Origin of the sequence: Frankia canadensis (genome assembly GCF_900197875.1) — a bacterium.
In the GTDB taxonomy this organism is placed as follows: domain Bacteria; phylum Actinomycetota; class Actinomycetes; order Frankiales; family Frankiaceae; genus Frankia; species Frankia canadensis.
Genome location: NZ_FZMO01000060.1, coordinates 1 through 16933 on the forward strand (window position 1 = coordinate 1; position 16933 = coordinate 16933).

At 71.2% G+C, this 16933-nt stretch carries 13 protein-coding genes and 1 pseudogene; 12 read left to right on the forward strand and 2 right to left on the reverse strand.

The features are described from left to right. Positions 1-49: 49 nt before the first annotated feature. The 3 genes from C1A33_RS06915 to C1A33_RS06925 all read left to right on the forward strand — a co-directional run bounded on the left by C1A33_RS06915 (position 50) and on the right by C1A33_RS06925 (position 2962). Positions 50-1582: an ATP-binding protein gene (locus C1A33_RS06915; protein ID WP_207770197.1), complete on the forward strand. Its 1533-nt coding sequence runs from the start codon at positions 50-52 to the stop codon at positions 1580-1582. A gap of 57 nt (positions 1583-1639) precedes the next feature. Then, positions 1640-2500: a GNAT family N-acetyltransferase gene (locus C1A33_RS06920; RefSeq protein ID WP_101830695.1), complete on the forward strand. Its 861-nt coding sequence runs from the start codon at positions 1640-1642 to the stop codon at positions 2498-2500. Between the two features lie 90 nt (positions 2501-2590). Beyond that, positions 2591-2962, forward strand: coding sequence for a hypothetical protein (locus tag C1A33_RS06925; RefSeq protein ID WP_243407273.1), 372 nt, complete (start codon positions 2591-2593; stop codon positions 2960-2962). A gap of 310 nt (positions 2963-3272) precedes the next feature. Here the strand turns inward: C1A33_RS06925 and tnpA are convergent. Beyond that, a pseudogene (gene tnpA, locus C1A33_RS06935) lies at positions 3273-3708 on the reverse strand (IS200/IS605 family transposase). Positions 3709-3728: 20 nt separating this feature from the next. Between tnpA and C1A33_RS06940 the strand changes: the two are divergent. The 5 genes from C1A33_RS06940 (at position 3729) to C1A33_RS06960 (ending at position 12798) form a co-directional block, all read left to right on the forward strand. Beyond that, positions 3729-4943 carry an RNA-guided endonuclease InsQ/TnpB family protein gene (locus C1A33_RS06940; protein ID WP_101830697.1) on the forward strand — a complete coding sequence of 405 codons (1215 nt, stop codon included), beginning with the start codon at positions 3729-3731 and terminating at the stop codon, positions 4941-4943. A 295-nt stretch (positions 4944-5238) separates the two neighbouring features. Next, positions 5239-6144, forward strand: a complete 906-nt coding sequence (locus tag C1A33_RS06945; RefSeq protein WP_243407274.1) for an HpcH/HpaI aldolase/citrate lyase family protein — start codon at positions 5239-5241, stop codon at positions 6142-6144. A gap of 179 nt (positions 6145-6323) precedes the next feature. Then, a complete protein-coding gene (locus C1A33_RS06950) occupies positions 6324-7772 on the forward strand; it encodes a sensor histidine kinase (RefSeq protein WP_243407275.1) in 1449 nt (482 codons plus the stop codon). A 479-nt stretch (positions 7773-8251) separates the two neighbouring features. Next, the gene (locus tag C1A33_RS34640; protein WP_165818262.1) at positions 8252-10933 is read left to right on the forward strand and encodes a glycosyltransferase family 2 protein; all 2682 of its coding nucleotides are present in this window, start codon (positions 8252-8254) and stop codon (positions 10931-10933) included. Continuing rightward, entirely contained in the window at positions 10930-12798 is a 1869-nt protein-coding gene (locus C1A33_RS06960) for an ArnT family glycosyltransferase (protein WP_133150583.1), read from the forward strand. The genes C1A33_RS34640 and C1A33_RS06960 overlap by 4 nt, the downstream gene beginning before the upstream one ends. A 9-nt stretch (positions 12799-12807) precedes the next feature. Here C1A33_RS06960 and C1A33_RS06965 read toward each other — a convergent pair whose 3' ends face one another. Then, positions 12808-13848, reverse strand: a complete 1041-nt coding sequence (locus C1A33_RS06965) for a C40 family peptidase (RefSeq protein WP_243407276.1) — start codon at positions 13846-13848, stop codon at positions 12808-12810. A gap of 321 nt (positions 13849-14169) precedes the next feature. On the opposite strand from C1A33_RS06965, the gene C1A33_RS06970 reads away from it, so the two are divergent. From C1A33_RS06970 to C1A33_RS06985, 4 genes are all read left to right on the forward strand, one after another. After that, positions 14170-14805 (forward strand): hypothetical protein, encoded by a 636-nt coding sequence (locus C1A33_RS06970; RefSeq protein ID WP_133150584.1) that lies wholly within the window; start codon positions 14170-14172, stop codon positions 14803-14805. Continuing rightward, complete coding sequence (locus C1A33_RS06975) at positions 14802-15167, forward strand: hypothetical protein (protein ID WP_101830702.1); 366 nt, start codon at positions 14802-14804, stop codon at positions 15165-15167. The genes C1A33_RS06970 and C1A33_RS06975 overlap by 4 nt, the downstream gene beginning before the upstream one ends. Positions 15168-15202: 35 nt before the next feature. Beyond that, positions 15203-15946 (forward strand): DUF8175 domain-containg protein, encoded by a 744-nt coding sequence (locus C1A33_RS06980; protein WP_133150585.1) that lies wholly within the window; start codon positions 15203-15205, stop codon positions 15944-15946. Beyond that, on the forward strand, positions 15939-16933 hold a 995-nt coding region (locus tag C1A33_RS06985; protein ID WP_133150586.1), incomplete at its 3' end, for a hypothetical protein. The genes C1A33_RS06980 and C1A33_RS06985, both read left to right, overlap by 8 nt.

Here is a 16933-nt window from a genome sequence, read left to right on the forward strand (position 1 = left end):
AACGCGCGCGACGGAACATTCCCGCAATTCACGTAAAATAACATTGAAAATGCTCATGGTACCGGCTTTGTCCCGCCTGCCGGAAGCACCCGGACTCGTTGGCCAGGACGGCTATTTCGTGGTGCACGCGCCACGGCAGACGGGCAAGACGACGGCCTTGAGGGCCCTGGCGGCAGAACTGACCGAGTCCGGTCAGTGCGCCGCGCTGTACTTCTCCTGCGAGATCGGTGAGGCCGCGGGCGACGACTTCCGCGCGGCCGAGCGGAGCATCCTGCAGGAGATCCGTGACCGGGCCGACGCGGCGCTGCCTGAAAGCCTTCGCCCGCCGGCGTGGCCTGACCTGCTCGCGGAGAATCCGCTTCGGCGATCGTTGTCGGCCTGGGCGCGAGTGTGTCCGCGGCCGCTGGTCCTCTTCTTCGACGAGGTTGACGCGCTGCGCGGGCGGAGCCTGATCAGCGTGCTGCGGCAGTTGCGGGCGGGCTTCAGCGAACGACCAGAAACCTTCCCTGCCTCGGTGGCCCTCTGCGGCCTCCGCGACGTCCGCGAATATAAAGCCGCGTCCGGAGGCGACTCGACTCGCCTGGGGTCCGCGAGCCCGTTCAACATCAAGGTGAAGTCGCTTCGACTGGGTGACTTCACCCCGCTCGAGGTGCGCGACCTGTATGGGCAGCATACGGCCGACACGGGACAGGACTTCACCGAGGAGGCGGTCCGGCGGGCGATCGAGCTGACCGCCGGCCAGCCCTGGCTCGTCAACGCGCTCGCCCGCGAGGTCGTGGAGGAGATGCGGGTACCGACGTCGGAGCCGATTACCGCCGAGCATGTGGAGCAGGCGAAGGAGCAGCTGATCCAGGCCCGTGCGACGCATCTCGACTCGCTGGCCGCCACGCTCGCCGAGCCGCGTGTGCGCCGAGTGCTCGAACCAGTTCTGGCCGGCACGCTGGTCAATCTGGACACCTACGACGACGACCTCACCTACGTCCGCGACCTCGGCCTGATCGCCCCGCGCAATCCGGTACGGATCGCCAACCCGATCTACCGGGAGGTCATCGCCCGGGTCCTGACCGACGGCGTCGAGGCCGTGGTGTTCGCCGACCCCCGCTCCTTCGTCCTTCCCGACGGTCGGTTCGACATGACGACGATGCTCGCGGAGTTCAGCCGCTTCTGGGTGGAGAACGGCGAGATCCTCGCCTCCGGTCGCCGCTATCCCGAGGCGGCTTCCCAACTCGTCCTGATGAGCTTCCTCCAGCGCGTCGTGAACGGTGGCGGCTATGTCGACCGTGAATACCGGATCGGGCGCGGCCGTATCGACCTGCTCATCCGCTGGCCCTATTACGGGCCGGACGCCACCCGGTGCTGGCAGCGCGAGGCCCTCGAACTCAAGGTTCGCCGAGCGGGGGAATCGGACCCCCTCCAGCGCGGCCTGGCCCAGCTCGACGGCTATCTCGACCGTCTCGGCCTCGAACATGGAGTCCTCGTCATCTTCGACGCCCGGCCCGAGGCTCCGCCCATCACCGAACGCACAAGCACCACCGCTGTCACCAGCCCCGCCGGTCGCTCCATCACACTCCTCCGAGCCTGACAGCGAGGCGGAAAAACCAGGTGCGTCCTGGTGGCAGTGGTTGGGACAATAGTGTGTATGGGATGGAGGTTGACGGAGAGCGTCGAGGAGTTTCTCGCGGCGGCGGGTGACTTCCTGGCATCCCGGCCGGTGGAGAACACCGTGCTGGTGACCGTCTGCGACACGCTGCGGGTGCGAGGAGCGACGGCATTCGGGGACGGATTTCCGCTGTTCGGCTGGTGGCAGTCGGGGGGCGGGCACGTCGAGGGAGCGTTCCTACATACTCCGCCGCACGGGCTCCTGATGACGGCGATTCCGCCGCGAGCCGTGGAGCCGCTGGTCGCGTCGTGGCCGCGGTCGAGGTCGCTGCTCGGGGTGAACGCGGACGAGCGGACCGCCACCTTGTTCGCCTCCTCCTGGCGGCGCAGGACGGCGGCCAGCGCGCAGGTTCACCGCCGGGAGCACCTGTACCGGCTCGGGCGGCTGGCTCCGCCCTCGCCGGCGCCCGCTGGCCGTTCCCGTGTGGCCGAGACGGCCGACCGGGAGCTGCTGGCGGCCTGGATGGCGGCGTTCTGGGCGGAGACCGGTGACGTCGCTGGCAACGCCGCGGGCCGGGTCGACGATCGTCTCGAGTATGGCGGCCTCTCCCTGTGGGACGTCGACGGTGTCCCGGTTGCCATGGCGGGAGGTACTCGACCGCTGGGCGGGACAATCCGCGTCGGTCCGGTCTATACGCCTGCCCGGTTCCGGCGGCGAGGTTACGCGGCGGCGGTGACGGCGGCGGTCAGTCGGGCGGCGCTGGATGCCGGGGTGGCCACGATTCTGCTGTTCACCGACCTGGCGAACCCCGCCAGTAACGGCATTTACCGGCGGCTCGGATTCGTGGCGGTGGAGGATCGCGTCGCGCTGCGGTTCGCGCCGTCGGCCACGCTCGGTTGACGGCGGCGGCGCATCGGCCGGCGCTGCGCTGGTGCGGGCTCTCGCGCGTTCGTCTTGGACGCGAAGCAAAGCCGCAAGGTGTGCCAGTCGGTGACGGATTCGGGCCGCTCGATTTCCAGCACGTCGATGTGGTCCTACCGTGCCGTCATGGTGTGGAACAAGCGGGGATCGTCGAGGGGAGGGGCGTCCACCGGTCGTGACAGCGTCAAGCGAGGTGGGGCGGGCGGATCGGCCAGCTCGAAGGACGATCCCGACATCGAGCGGACCTACGCCAAGCGTGGGGGCGGCCGCTCCGCCGACCTCGACCCCGTCGAGACCGCCGACTGCCCCGCCTGCAACGGAACCGGGAAGAAAGCCGCCGACCGGCTGGAAGCCGACGACGACGGCGGCTTCACCGGAACGCAGAACGCCGACTGCGCGGCCTGCGACGGAACGGGCCGTCTCACGAGGGCCAGACGGTGAGCGGTAGCGCGGACAACGGGCCGTCCCAAGCGGGCCAGCCGGAACGCCGACCGTCGGTCCGCATGCTGACGTTGGTCGCCTGCCGGCACTGCCGCCGTCGCCGCGGCGCCCAACTCGCCTCGACGGGAGCCGTCGAGGCGGTTCCCGACCGCGGAACGTGCCCGCATGGAAAGCCGCTGCGAACCCTCTGGGCGCCCGGCTACGGCCCCACCGCCGAGCCCCCCGAGGATCCCTCGACCCCGGACGGGCGTCGCCGCGGCCCCGTGTGACCTGGATTCGTAGCGGGCAAGCCTCGTCCTTCAGGGCGGGGTTAGCGTATCGGGGCTGGTCGCCGTTGCCTGTCGATGTACTCGCGTAACAGCGTGGTCGGGGCGCCGCCGGCGGATACCGCGAGGTACGGCGGGGACCAGAAATGCCCGCGTGTCGAGGCGTGGTTCACCTGGCCGGTGAGCTCGGCGCGCAGGATCCGTGCGGACATGCCCTTTCAGTGAGTTCACGAGCGTGGACACGGCGACCTTCGGCGGGTATTCGACGAGCAGGTGTACGTGGTCGTCTTCGCCGTTGAACTCGACCAGGCGGGCGCCAAGGTCGTCGCACACGTCGCACACGTCGCGCATGGTCCGCTGGCAGGCGTCGAGCATCGCCGTGTCGAACACATCCCGCCGGTACTTCGTCAGGAAGACCACGTGAACGTGAAGCGCGGAAACCACATGCCTGCCACGTCGGTGGTCGTCGGAGATGGTTATGGACCGAGCATGATGACGGCATGCCGGCTGTCCGTTACCGCTACCGCGCCTACCCGTCACCGGGGCAGGTGCGGGCGTTGGCGCGGGCGTTCGGTTGTGCCCGGGTCGTCTACAACGACGCGATCCGGCTGCGCGACACGGCGCACGCGGCCGGGGAGAAGCTTTCCGACGCCGAGGTGCAGCGCCGGGTGGTCACCCTCGCCAGGCAGGCCCCGCAACGGGTGTGGCTGGGTGAGGTGTCCTCGGTGGTGCTGGTGCAGGCGTGCCAGGACGCGCGCCGCGCGTTTCGGAACTGGTTCGACTCGCTGTCCGGGAAACGGAAAGGGAGGCGGGTGGGGCATCCCCGGTTCCGGTCCCGCAAGGACAACCGGCAGTCGGTCCGGCTCACCCGTAACGGATTCGCTGTCACCGCCCGGGGTGTGCGGATCGCGAAGGTCGGGGATGTCGAGCTGGCCTGGTCGCGGGACCTGCCGTCGGTCCCGTCGTCGGTCACGGTGATCCGGGAGGCGGACGGCCGGTACTACGTGTCGTTCGTCGTCGACGTCGCGGACGAGCCATACCCGCAGGTGGCTGGCGACGTGGGGATCGATCTCGGTCTGGGCCGGCTGGCGACGCTGTCGACGGGCGAGGTGATCGTCAACCCGCGTCATCTGCGCTCGCAACAGCGCCGTCTTGCCCGCGTCCAGCGGGCACTGGCCCGGAAGGAGAAGGGTTCGGTGAACCGTCGTAAGGCGGTCCGCCGGGTGGCGGTGCTGCACCGGAAGGTGCGGGAGACCCGCCACGATCAGCACCACAAGATCGCTGCTCGACTTGTCCGCGATCACCAAGCGGTCTACGTCGAGGATCTCGCCGTGTCGGGTCTCGGTCGGACGAGGCTGGCCCGGTCGGTGTACGACGCCGGGTGGGCATCGCTGGTCGGGCTGATCGAACAGAAGGCGGGCCGCCGGGGCCGCACCGTGGTGCGGGTGGGCCGGTTCTTCCCGTCGTCACAGGTGTGCTCAGCCTGCGGGACCAGGGACGGGCCGAAACCGCTCGCGGTGCGGACCTGGACGTGCCCGGCCTGCAACACCACACATGATCGTGATCTGAACGCGGCCCGGAACATTCTGTTCGAGGGCCGTCGGATCGTCGCCGCCGGGCGGGCGGAGACGGAAAACGCCTGCCGAGCCGATGTAAGACCGGAACTCGTTCCGGCGGTGGGCGTCGAAGCAGGAACCCAGCGAGGTGCCGCGTGAACCCACGCGACACGGTAGGAAATCCCCGTCCCTCACCTCAGGGCGGGGAGGACGTCAAGCGGCGACCTCCGAACGTTCCGCGGAACGCAGTCGCTCATCAGGAACTCGGGTGGTGGGAGTGTGACGGGCGTTGGTGATCAAGGCGCGCGGTGGGGGCGGACAGTAGGGTGAGGGCGCCGCATCCGGCTGGGCCGGGCGGTATGGGCGGGGCCGCGCCGCGGGCCGGCGGGGCGGGGGCCCGCGGTGGTCGCGGGTCGCGGGTCGCGGGATGTGATCACAGCGACGGAGGAGAACGGTGACGGCCGACGGGAACCAGGCGACGGCGACGGACTTCCGGCCGCGGCGGTCAGTGCTTTACATGCCGGGCGCCAACGAGCGGGCGCTGGAGAAGGCGAAGGGCCTTCCCGCGGACGCCCTCATCCTCGACCTCGAGGACGCGGTCGCCCCCGCGGCGAAGGAAGCGGCCCGCGAGCGGGTGTGCGCGCTGGCGGCCGAGGGCGCCTACGGGCACCGCGAGGTGATCATTCGGGTGAACGGCCGGGACACCTCCTGGCACGCCGACGACCTGCGCGCCGCCGCCAAGGCCGGCCCGGACGCCGTCCTCGTACCCAAGGTCAGCTCGGCCGACGAGGTGCACGCCATCGAGGCCGATCTCGTCGCGGCGGGCGCGCCGGAGCGGACGAAGATCTGGGCGATGGTCGAGACGCCGATCGCCATGCTGCGCGCTCTGGAGATCGCGGCGGCGTCGCCGCGGCTCGCCGTCCTCGTCATGGGCACGAACGACCTGGCCAACGAGCTGCGCGCCGAGCATGTCCCGGGCCGCGCGCCGCTGCTGCCGGGTCTCGGCCTGTGCCTGCTCGCGGCGCGCGCCGCCGGCAAGGCGATCATCGACGGCGTCTACAACGACGTGCGCAACGCCGAGGGCTTCGCCGCCGAGTGCCAGCAGGGCCGCGAGCTGGGCTTCGACGGCAAGACGCTGATCCACCCGGGTCAGGTCGAGCCGTGCAACGAGGCGTTCTCGCCGTCGGACAAGCAGCTCACCGAGGCCACCGAGATCGTGCGGGCCTTCGAGGAGGCGGTGGCCGAGGGGCGGGGCGTCGTCACCGTCAACGGTCGGATGATCGAGAACCTGCACGTCGACAACGCCCGGCGCCTGCTCGCCGTCGACGCCGCCATCGCCGAGCTCGCCGCCGCCCGGTAGTCGCCCGTCGCGTGGTCGATGGTCGGGATAACCCGACCATCGCCGGTGGGCGCACCGGCTGGGACGGCGCCGGCGACGGGGGCAGGGTGGAGATGTCCGCCGCCGAGCTCCGGCAGCCGTCCCCGTGACGGCCGCCGCGCCCGGCGTCTCGCCGAGACCCACCGCACCCCGAGGCGTCGATGACCATGACCGTCCCGCTCGAACCGGCCGACGAACCGGCCGACGAACCGGCTGACGACCCGGCCTACGAGCCGCTGCGTGAGCGTGGGCGGGAGCACGCACCGCGCGATCCGGCTTCGCCCGAGCGGTCAGCCGTCGCCTACCCCGCCGGGCGCGGCGCGGCGCGGCGACTGCGCTGGCGGGCTGGGCGGGAGTTCGCCTACACGCTGGTCGACCTGCCGCTGGCCATCCTCGGCTTCGCCTACGTGGTGGTGGCGATCTCAGCGGGATCGGCGCTCGCCGTCACGTTCCTCGGGCTGCCGCTGCTGGCCGGGATGCTGCGCGGGGCCCGCGGGCTCGGCGCCATGCAGCGTTCCCTCGCCGCCGAGCTGCTGGGGGAGCGGGTCCGCGCGCCGCTGCCGCTGCGCCAGCGCCGGCGGGGCCTGCTGGGCTGGGTCTTCGCCGGGCTCGGGGACGGCGCGGGCTGGCGGGCGTTCTGCTACCTGCTGCTCAAGTTCCCGCTGGCGATCGTCAACGTGGTGTTCTCGGTGGTGCTGTGGGTCGACGGGCTCGGCGCCGTCACCTATCCGATCTGGCGTCACTACCTGCCGGTGCAGCACGACAGCCACGGTGTGGCCCACCGCGGGGCGTCCTTCGGCACCGACTACTTCCTCGACACCTGGCCGAGGATGGGCCTGGGGATCGCCGCCGGGGTGGTGCTACTGCTGCTCGCCGTGCCGGTGGTGCGCGGGCTGGTGATGCTGGACCGGCTGCTGATCCGCGGGCTGCTCGGCCCCACCCAGCGGTCGCTGGCGGCGGCCCGGATGCGGGAGCTCGAACACACCCGGTCTTCCGCGGTCGACGACTCCGCCGCCGCCCTGCGCCGGATCGAACGCGACCTCCATGACGGCGCGCAGGCCCGGCTCGTCGGCATGGCGATGAACCTCGGCATCGTCCGCGAGCGGCTCGCCGCCGACGGCGACAAGGTCGACCTCGACGAGACCCGCGAACTCGTCGACGCCGCCCACCGCGACGTCAAGGAGGCCCTCGTCGAGCTGCGCGACCTCGCCCGCGGCATCCACCCGCCGATCCTCGACGCCGGCCTCGAGGCCGCCCTGACCAGCCTCACCGCGCGCGGCCCGCTGCCCGTCCAGATCCGCGTCGACCTGCCGAAACGGCCCTCGGCCGCGATCGAGACGATCGCCTACTTCTGCGTCGCGGAACTGCTCACGAACGTGGCCAAGCACAGCCGCGCGACCGAGGCCCAGGTCGGCGTCATCGGCCGCGCCGGCCGCGTGCGCATCACGGTCAGCGACGACGGCCAGGGCGGCGCCAGTGCCGACCCGGCGGCCGGCAGCGGTCTCGCGGGCCTCGTCGAGCGGGTCCGCACCGTCGACGGCTGGATGGACGTCGCGAGCCCACCGGGCGGGCCCACGCGCATCACCATCGACCTCCCCGTCCACGCCTGAGCCCGCCGCCGCCCGGTCCACCGCACCCAACGGCCGCGGAGGTCGGCGACCTGTGATCCCCGGCGTGCCCCGAGTGTGACGGTGGTTTCCGGCGATGAGCGGCAAACGCGGGGAATCGCCGCCGCGGCGGCGGGCGAGCGGCCTTCCGGTACGGCCTTTTTGGGCTGCTTCATACCGCCGGTAAAGGTCACCCTAAAAGCAGGATTCGCGGGACGCGCCCACCGGCCGGACGGAGTGGGTGGTTTATGGCAGTGGGTGGTAGCGTCCGCCGCCAGGGGTTGCCGCCGCGACCGGAAACGCGGTGGCTACAAATGTGCTGGGGGATCCTCGTGACAATGACCAGAGCCGTGTGTCCGAGGTCGGGGGAAGTATGCCGAAGCCGCCGGTGGGGGGCTGACGCCCGCCGTCCCGTGCGCATCGCCCGCTGAGAGATGCGGGGGAGAGTTCTTCGCGGGCGATTCCCGGCAGCGCTCGTCGGGATGGCGCTCGTCGGGACGGCGCTCGTCGGTGCCCTCGTGTGGTGCAGGCCCGGTCCATGGGCCTGTGCCGTCACGCCGCTCGTGACGTTCGGCCTGCTCGCCGGCTCCGGCCGCACACGTGGCCAGATCTGGATCGCGACGAGCACCGTCGGCGTTCTCACCAGCACGGTCGACTATCTGGTGTGGCGCCTGTCGGTGACGAACTGGTCGGCCGCGTGGCTCGCGGTCCCGCTGCTCGCCGCCGAGATGTTCGGTGCTGCCCATGCTCTTGGCCTGCAGGCGACGATCTGGCCGAAGGACGCCGTCCCGACCCGGCGCATCCACGATCCGAGCCGTCTTCCCATCTACCTCCTCATCCCCACGGCCGGCGAGTCCATGGCGGTTCTCGAGCCGACGGTCATCGGCGCGCTGGCGGCCCGCGCGGAGTACCTGCGGCGTCATCCGTCCGCGCGGATACACGTCATCGTCTGCAATGACGGCCGGGTCGCGGGCAGCCCGGACTGGCAGCACGTCGAGAGGGCGGTCACGCGGCTGGGCGTCATGTGCGTCACCCGCTCGACGGCCGGCGGGGCGAAGGCGGGAAACATCGAGCACGTGCGGGAACTGGTCGGTGCGACCGGCGACGCGCTGGTGGCGATCCTCGACGCCGACATGGTGCCGACGCCCGACTTCCTGCTCGCCACCGTGGCCCCGTTCGCCGACCCCGTGGTGGGCTGGGTGCAGACGGCGCAGTACTACCGGAACACCGACCTGCCGATGGCGCGGTGGGCCGCCGACCAGCAGGCGCTCTTCTACGAGGTGCTCTGCCCGGGAAAGGCCGCCCGCAACTCGGCCTTCATCTGCGGCACCAATGTCGTGATCAGGGCCGCGGCGCTGGACTCCATCGGCGGGATGCCGCGCGACTCGGTGACGGAGGACTTCGCCGCCTCCATCCGACTGGCCCCGGACTGGCGCGGTGTCTATCTGGAAGGAAAGTTCGCCGAGGGCCTCGGGCCGGTCGACGCGGCGAGTTATCTGAAACAGCAGAACCGCTGGGCGCGCGGCACCTTCGAAGTGCTCCGGCGGCACTGGAAGGATCTCCTCCGCCCCGGCAGCGGCCTGTCGGCCGCGCAACGGCTCCAGTACGGACTTGCCTGCACGCACTACATCTCCGGCGTGCGCGACCTCGTCTACCTGTTGTCCCCGGTCGTCTTCGTGGTCAGCGGCACCCCGGCCGTCCGCGGCGCCGACGCGACCGGATTCCTGCAGCATTTCGTCCCGTACTTCGTCTGTGGGCAGGCGGCGTTCTGGATCGCGGCCCGAGGACGGTCCACCTGGCGCGGGGTCGTGGCCGGATTCATCTCGTTCCCCGTGCTCGTGACGGCGGCCCTCACGGTGCTGACGGGTTCCCGCAGCACGTTCACGATCACCTCCAAGCAGCGGGACGGTGCCGCGTCCTGGCGACCGTTGCTGCCCCACCTCGCGGCCTTGGCGCTCTGCCTGACCGGCCTGGCCACCCTGATGATCCGCGGTCTGTCCGCACGCGGTCTCATCGCGGGCGCCTGGATCGCCTACATGGCGGCGATGCTGACCGCGTTCTGCGCGCTCGCCGCCTGGGACGCGCGCCGGGCTCCGGCCGCGCACCGACAGCGCGGCCCGGAGCGGCGCCGCGGGGAGGACGGCCGTCGGGAGCGGCGACTGGGGCGGGTCCCCGTGCCGCTGCGTGTCGCGGGCGTCGCCGGCTGCGTGCTGGTGGTCGCGCCCGCACTCGCCGTCGGCCTTCGGGCGGAGGATTCCGGCGCGCGTGCGGCGCCCTTTCATGCCCCGGCCTGTGCGCGGGAGATGCGCGCCGGGCTCGCCGTCACCGCCGGTTCCTACGCCGGTTACTCCACCCTCGCCCGGGAACTCGGCATGAATCGGATCTCGGCCCACTCCGCCGAGATCGGCGAGCGATTTCCCGTGCGGTGGGCCGACCAGGTCCGGTCGGCGGGAGGCATTCCCTGGCTCACCCTGACCTTCACCCGCGACGGCGACGGTTCCCTGACGTCCGCGCTGCCGGCCGTCGTCAACGACGTCCAGGACGCCGGCCTGCGACGGTGGGCGCGGGCCGTCGCCGCCTGGGGGCATCCGTTGTACCTGACGGTGCTGCCGTCGGTCGACCGCAACTACGCGGCCAGTTCCGCGGTGGCGAACGGCGGGGTACCGGCGGACTCGGCCAGGGCCTGGGCACACATCCGGACGATCTTCGCCGACCATCACGCCGACAACGTGGCCTGGACCTGGCAGCCCGCCGCGCCCGCCGACGACGCCGGCGTCCGCCCGCCGGCCGACCAGATCGACGTCGTCGCCGTCACCTGGATCCAGTACCGCGGCACGCGGTGGGTGGATCCCCGCGCGGAACTGACCCACGTACGCCTGGCCCATCCCGGCAAGCCGTTGCTGGTCACCCTGGCCGCGACGGGTGATCCGCATACGGTCGGTTCCTGGCTGGGAACGGCGGTGAACGCCGCGCGCTCCGCCCGGGCGATCGGCCTCGTCTACCAGACGGACGGCCCTGATCCGCACGCGTCCGGTCGGACGTTCGCCGCCTGGCGCACCGGCGCCTATCTGACCGCGCGGATCCTCCGGCAGGACGACTCCCGACGGGTTGGACCGGTTGCGGACCATTCCCGTCCCGCCGCCGAATGCGAAGTGGACTCATGAGCACCCGGACCACGGAGTACTCCAGACCCACCCTCTCCCCGGACTCTCCTCGCCGGGATGCGCCCAGCTGGGACGCGCCGAGCTGGGATGAGCCGACCTTGGATCTGCTGCTCCCGGACCCGCTGCCGCCGGCCTCTTCCGTGTTTCCGGACTCATCCGAGTTCCCGCGCACGTCGGCGTTTCCGGAATCACCGGTCGCGGATTCCGCGTTCCCTGACCCGCGGGAACGGGACCGCCCGGCCGATCCCGCCGATCCCGCCGAGCCGGATGACGCGGTGGAAGCGCGTGGTCGGCGGCGGCATGGGCGTCGTGGTCGCGTCGGCCCGCGATCCGGGCTGGCCGCGGTCGTCGCCGTGCAGGTGCTGACGTCGATCAACCTGTCGTCGACGGCGTTTCAGGACGAGGCGCTCTACCTGGATGCCGGGCACCAGATCATCGCCTCCCTGCGCAACGGCACTCCGACGGCGGAGGACTTCGGCTCCTATTTCTCGGGATCGCCCTACGTCTATCCACCGCTCGGCGCGCTGGCCGATGCCCTTGGCGGTCTCGCCGCGGCCCGGATGCTCAGCCTGGTATGCGCCGTGATGACGACGCTCCTGGTCGCCTCGGTGGGCCGGTCGCTGTACGGACGGTCCGCCGGGGTCGCCGGCGCCACCGCGTTCGTGCTGTCCGGGCCCGTCCTGTTCATCGGCCATTTCGCGACGTACGACGCGATGGCTCTGATGCTGCTCACCGGCGGGCTGGCCGCCGGCCTGCGCGCCGCCGGACTCCCCCGGCGCGCACGGCCACGTCCTGGTCGGCGGCGCGGCGATCCGCGGCGCGGCAACCTGTGGCGCGGCGCGCTGTGGGCGTTCAGCGCGGGCTGCCTGCTCGCGGCGGCGGTGGTGACCAAGTACGTGGCGGCGCTGTTCGTCCCGTCGGCCGCCGCGCTCATCGTGATGGCGGCGCACCGGACCCGCCGCCCAGCCGCCACCACCTCATCCGCGCCGGCATCCGCGCCGCCGCTCGTTCTCCTCCTGGCCGCGGCGGTCGGCACGGCCTGCGTGGTCGGTGCCTGGCTCGGGTTGACGGGGACGGACCAGCTCCGGGGCCTCGTCACGACCACGCTGTCGCGGCGCCCGGTCGGCCCGACGTCGGCGGTGGAGGTGGCGCGGCGAGGGCTGGAATGGGCCGCGCCGACGCTGATCGTCGCGGTGGCCGGCCTGCCGCTCGTCGCGCGCCGGCGCCCCGCGCTCGCGGCACTCCTGCTGGGCTCCTCGCTGCTGCCGATCGCCGTCCAGGCGCGTTCCGGTGAGCTGACCTCGCTGCACAAGCACGTGGCGTTCGGGGTCGCCTTCGCCGCGCCGCTCGCCGGGGCGGGACTCGTGGCCCTGCTCGCCCGCCTCGACGTCCACGACCCGCGCCGCCCGCTGGCCCCCCGCGTCATCGCCGCCGCGCTGGCCGCCGTCGTCCTGCTGGCCGGCGGGGCGCGCGGCGCGCAGGACCTCTTCCAGGTCTGGGCTGACAGCCGGCCACTGACCGCGCTGCTGCGCACGCAGGTCCGGTTCGGTTCCGGCCACTACCTGGTCGAGGAATCGGAGGTGCCCCGCTACTACCTGCGCGACGTCACGGCCCCCTGGCAGTGGAACGGCACCTATTTCCTCTACTACCGGGATCCGCGCACCGGCGCCGTCTACACGGGCACCGCCGCCTACCGCCGCGCCCTCACCGACCGCTACTTCGACATCGTCGTCCTGCGCTTCGGACCCTCCGCGATGCTCGACTGGAAGATCCACGACATTCTCCAGGACCCGACGAAGTACCGCCAGATCGCCAGACTCCCCGAACCCGGCGGCTGGACCATCTGGCGCCGCGCCGAATCCTGACTGGGCCCTTCAGCGTCCGAGAGCGGCGGGACGGGTGACGCCGGTAACCCTCTCGAAATGGTCCAGGGGCGCGATCTTGACTACGTCGCCGGTCTTCGGTGCATGCAGGACCTGGTGGTTGCCGAGGTAGATGCCGACGTGGCCGGGGTTGTCGGGGGTGCCGTCGGAGCCTGCCGCGAACAGCAGGTCGCCGGGCCGCCACTGGTTGATCTCACTGAGCGGGATGGTGGGTCCGGAGTGTCCGGCCTGGTCGTAGGTGGTGCGGGGGAGCGAGATGCCGGCGGTGGCGTAGGCGGCCTGCACGAGGGAGGAGCAGTCCCAGGTGTCGGGGCCGTTCGCGCCGAGGTGGTAGGGCTTGCCGAGCTGGGCGCGGGCGAAGGCGATGGCGGCAGCGGCGGCCGGCGCGACGGCTCCGACCGGGGCGGTGGCCGCCCCGATCGCCGCGGTCATGGCGGGCGCGCTGGTGAGGATGCGGGCGACATACGTCTGGGTCTCGGCGTAGGGCGGGACGCCGCCGGCGGCGAGGACGGCGCCGGGGCCGGCGTTGTAGGCAGCGAGCATGAGGCGGACGGGGTCGCCGAGGCGGGCGACGGTGGCGGCCACGGCGCAGTCGTAGCGGGCCGCGGCGGGGATGGCATCGGCGGGGTTGAGCGGGTCGGCGCGGCCGTCGCCGTCACCGTCGACGCCATGTGTCGCCCAGGTGGGCGGGGTGAACTGGGCGATGCCGACGGCGCCGGCGGGGGAGCGCGCGGTCGGATTGAACCCGGACTCCTGCTTCAGCTGGGCGGCGAGCAGACCCGGGCTCAACGTGGGGCAGGTCCGGGCCGCGCTGATGATCGGTCCGACGTAGGCGGCAGGGATGTCGGCGACGGCCGCGGTGACGGCAGGCGTGTCGGCACCGCCCGAATCGCCGAGCCCCCCGAAGGCGCCCGCACCGGTGAGGACGGCGAGGGCTCCAGCAGCGGCGACTATTAGGGCGAGTCCTGCGACCAGAGCGATCATGATCGGCGACGACGTGGTTCCGCTGCCTGACGCCGACTCCGTGGCCACCGCCCACCCCACCCAGATGCGGTCATGACCGACTTTTTGATCTTTAAGCTTATTAAGCTTGATTTGCTGTGATGGTGACGCTACCGTGACAAACCGGATCGCGCCAATACGCGCACATCTTCTCGCTCAAGGTCACCGACATGGCAAACGGGGGGTACGCCGGGGATGCCCGCGCCGACCGGCAGGTGGGTGCCGCAGACGGACGGCCGCGCCGCGCTTCCGGCCCAAGGTCCACCGGCCGCTCTCGACGAGTTCGGTGCACCCTCCACACCTGCTGCTTCCCTGAGCGACCTGGTGGTCGTGGTCGCCGCAGGTGGTGGGATGGGTCGCTCGACGACAGCGGACCTGCTGGCCCGGCGGCTGTGCGTGACCGGCCCGCTGGTCGTCATCGACGACGCGCCGGGACTGTTCAGCCTTCGTCGAACCCTGCCTCGGGGCCCGAACGGCCTGGCGACGATGCCCGGCTACGGCGGCGATTACCATGTGCTGGCTCCGGACGAGCCGCTGCGGCGGGTCGACAGTGTCAGCGTGGTCGAAGGCGCGGATCCGGGCTGGGCGACGCTGGTCGTCGACTCCTACGACCCGGTGCTCTACCTGCTGCACGCCCCACGCTGGTACCGGCTACTGACCGAGCCAGGCGTACGGGTGGTCCTCGTGGCGGCGTCCGCGACCGGACCGCTGCAGCAGGCGGTGACCGCCGCCCGTGCCCTGCGTCAGGCCGGCGTGCGCCCCGAGGACCTGGTCGCCGCCGTGGTCGACATCAACGAGGGACGCATCCCGAGGCCCGCCCGGGCGCGGATGGTGATGCTCGACGGCGAGGTCGGCGCGATCACCCGCGTCCCACACCTGCCGTCCGTACGCGCCAGCGGGCGTCTCGACGCCGGTCATGGCGGCCGTGATGCCGAGCGTGCCGCCGACGCTCTGGTCCAACGCCTTGCTCTGGAGGACGCAGCATGATCCAGCAACTTGCCGCACACGCCACGCTGCTACTCGCCGCCACACCGTCGCCAGGCACAGGCGGCGCGGGGGCGCCGAGCGGCCGCGACCCGCTCCCGGCGGTCAACCCGGGCACCGACGGGCTTCCTCACCAGGCGTCCGACGCCCTGAACAAGATCCTTTCCTGGTCGATGTACGGGGCGGTGACCGCCTGCGGAATCGCTGCGCTCATCTCGGCGGGCTTCGCCGGCTGGGCACGGATGTCGGCGCGTCCCCAGCAATTCGACCGCGGTCTGACCGCCTTCGGCTGGGCGGTGGGCTGCGGCTTCCTGGTCGGCATCGCGATCCCGCTCGTCAACACCTTCTACAACCTCTCGGTCTGACCCCGGCAGCCGGCACGGAGAGGGAGCGTGTGGACATGAGCCTGACCCAGCAGATGTCCCCGCACGGCGGCCCACCCCGCAGACGGCGTTCCCTTCTTCTCGCTGCCGTCGCCGTCGTCGTCCTGATCGCCGCGACCGTCGGGGTCACCGTCGCCCTTACCGGCGGAGGCGACGGCAGCCATCCCGCTGCCGCCCCGCCCTCGGCGCCGGCGCCGACCCGCTTCGGCATCCCCTCACCCCAACCAGGCCGCTCAGCCACTGCGGATCCCACCGCGCCCCTGCTTCTGCCCCATCCCGCCCGCGCTGCCTCGAACGGCGTCCCCCTCGGTTTCCCCCACACGCCCGACGGAGCGGCCTCTGCCGCCGTCCGCTGGACGTCGCTGATCCTTCCAACGGGCGAGGATCGGCAGCTCGACGTGTTCCGGACCATCGAAACGGCAGCTGCCTATACGCGGGACGCTCCTACCCTCCGGGAAGGCTACCGAGAGCATCCACTTGCGGCAGACTTCTGGTCTACCGCGACGCCTTTGGCCTGTGGCGTGACGTCCACGGAAGACGCCGACGGCGTTTCGGTCTCCGTTCTGGCGACCCTGCAGGTCGGCGATGCCACGGGAGTAACGGGTTCCAGTCTCTGGGCGAATGAATTCCATCTCGTCTGGCAGGGCGACGACTGGCGCCTGGACGACATCAAAGACGTCTCGAAAACTCATCCCCTCCCGTCGGGTAACAGCAGGGACGAGTACCAGGCCAGCGGATGGAGGGAGTTCCAACTTGCCTGACCTTCCTACCCCAGTGCGCATATTGAACGATGTAGCCCTCCCTGTCGGGGGGTTGATCGCCGGCGGGATCGGTGATGCGGCGAAGGCTGGGGTCGGGGCCGCGGTCAATGGTGTGTGGGGGGTTATCGTCGCGCAGTTCACTACTGCGGGAGTGAATCTCATCGGCAATTTGATGGATGCGTGGCCGAAAATCTCGAAGGTGAACTATAACCAGGCGGGGTTGCACGACGTCTACACGCTCTGTACGGGGCTGGGTGCGATTGTTGCGGTGATGGTGCTGCTGATCGCGATTGTGCGGACGCAGTTGGCGGCGGACGGCGGGTATGTGACGGCGGCGTTGTCGGGGCTGGCGAGGGCGACGTTGGCGATCGCGGTCACCGAGACGGTGGTGCAGACGGGCGCGGATCTGTCGGCGAACATCTGCCAGTGGATTGTCGATGCGACTCATGGGGATCAGAAGGCGTTCCTTGAAGATGCGAAGGCGGTGATCAAGAATGAGCCGACGCCGGCGCTGGGTCTGGTGTTCGGCCTGCTGTCGATTCTCATCGTGCTGGTGTTGTGGGCGGAGATTCTGATGGTGAAGGTCGCGATCGGGGTGCTGGTCGCGACGGCGCCGATCGGGGCGTCGGGGTTGTTGTCGGATCGCACGGCGGTGTGGTGGCAGCGGCAGGCGATGGCGACGTTCCGGCTGCTGCTGGTTCCGCCGTCGATCACTTTGTGTTTCGCGATCGGGTTCCGGGAGGCGAATGGGGCCGACGGTCTGACGCAGGTGATCGTGGCGTTGATGACGTTGGCGGCGGCGGTGTTGTGCTGGCCGGCGCTGGCCCGGTTCTTCGCGATCGACGTGGATGGTCAGGTCTCCGGTGGTCTGGGTCTGCTGATCGGTGCCACGTCGGGTCTTGGTTCGCGGATGTCGAGCATGAATGGTGGGGGCGGCGGGGGCGGCGGTAATCCGCTGGATCCGGCGATGCTGCAGCGGATGGGCGG

Bases quoted from the DNA above. Each gene is read 5' to 3' on its own strand.
- C1A33_RS06915 (WP_207770197.1), top strand. From the start codon at position 50: ATGCTCATGGTACCGGCTTTGTCCCGCCTGCCGGAAGCACCCGGACTC.
- C1A33_RS06970 (WP_133150584.1), top strand. From the start codon at position 14,170: ATGGGTCGCTCGACGACAGCGGACCTGCTGGCCCGGCGGCTGTGCGTG.
- C1A33_RS34640 (WP_165818262.1), top strand. From the start codon at position 8,252: ATGGCGCTCGTCGGGACGGCGCTCGTCGGTGCCCTCGTGTGGTGCAGG.
- C1A33_RS06960 (WP_133150583.1), top strand. From the start codon at position 10,930: ATGAGCACCCGGACCACGGAGTACTCCAGACCCACCCTCTCCCCGGAC.
- C1A33_RS06940 (WP_101830697.1), top strand. From the start codon at position 3,729: ATGCCGGCTGTCCGTTACCGCTACCGCGCCTACCCGTCACCGGGGCAG.
- C1A33_RS06920 (WP_101830695.1), top strand. From the start codon at position 1,640: ATGGGATGGAGGTTGACGGAGAGCGTCGAGGAGTTTCTCGCGGCGGCG.
- C1A33_RS06950 (WP_243407275.1), top strand. From the start codon at position 6,324: ATGACCATGACCGTCCCGCTCGAACCGGCCGACGAACCGGCCGACGAA.
- C1A33_RS06980 (WP_133150585.1), top strand. From the start codon at position 15,203: ATGAGCCTGACCCAGCAGATGTCCCCGCACGGCGGCCCACCCCGCAGA.
- C1A33_RS06975 (WP_101830702.1), top strand. From the start codon at position 14,802: ATGATCCAGCAACTTGCCGCACACGCCACGCTGCTACTCGCCGCCACA.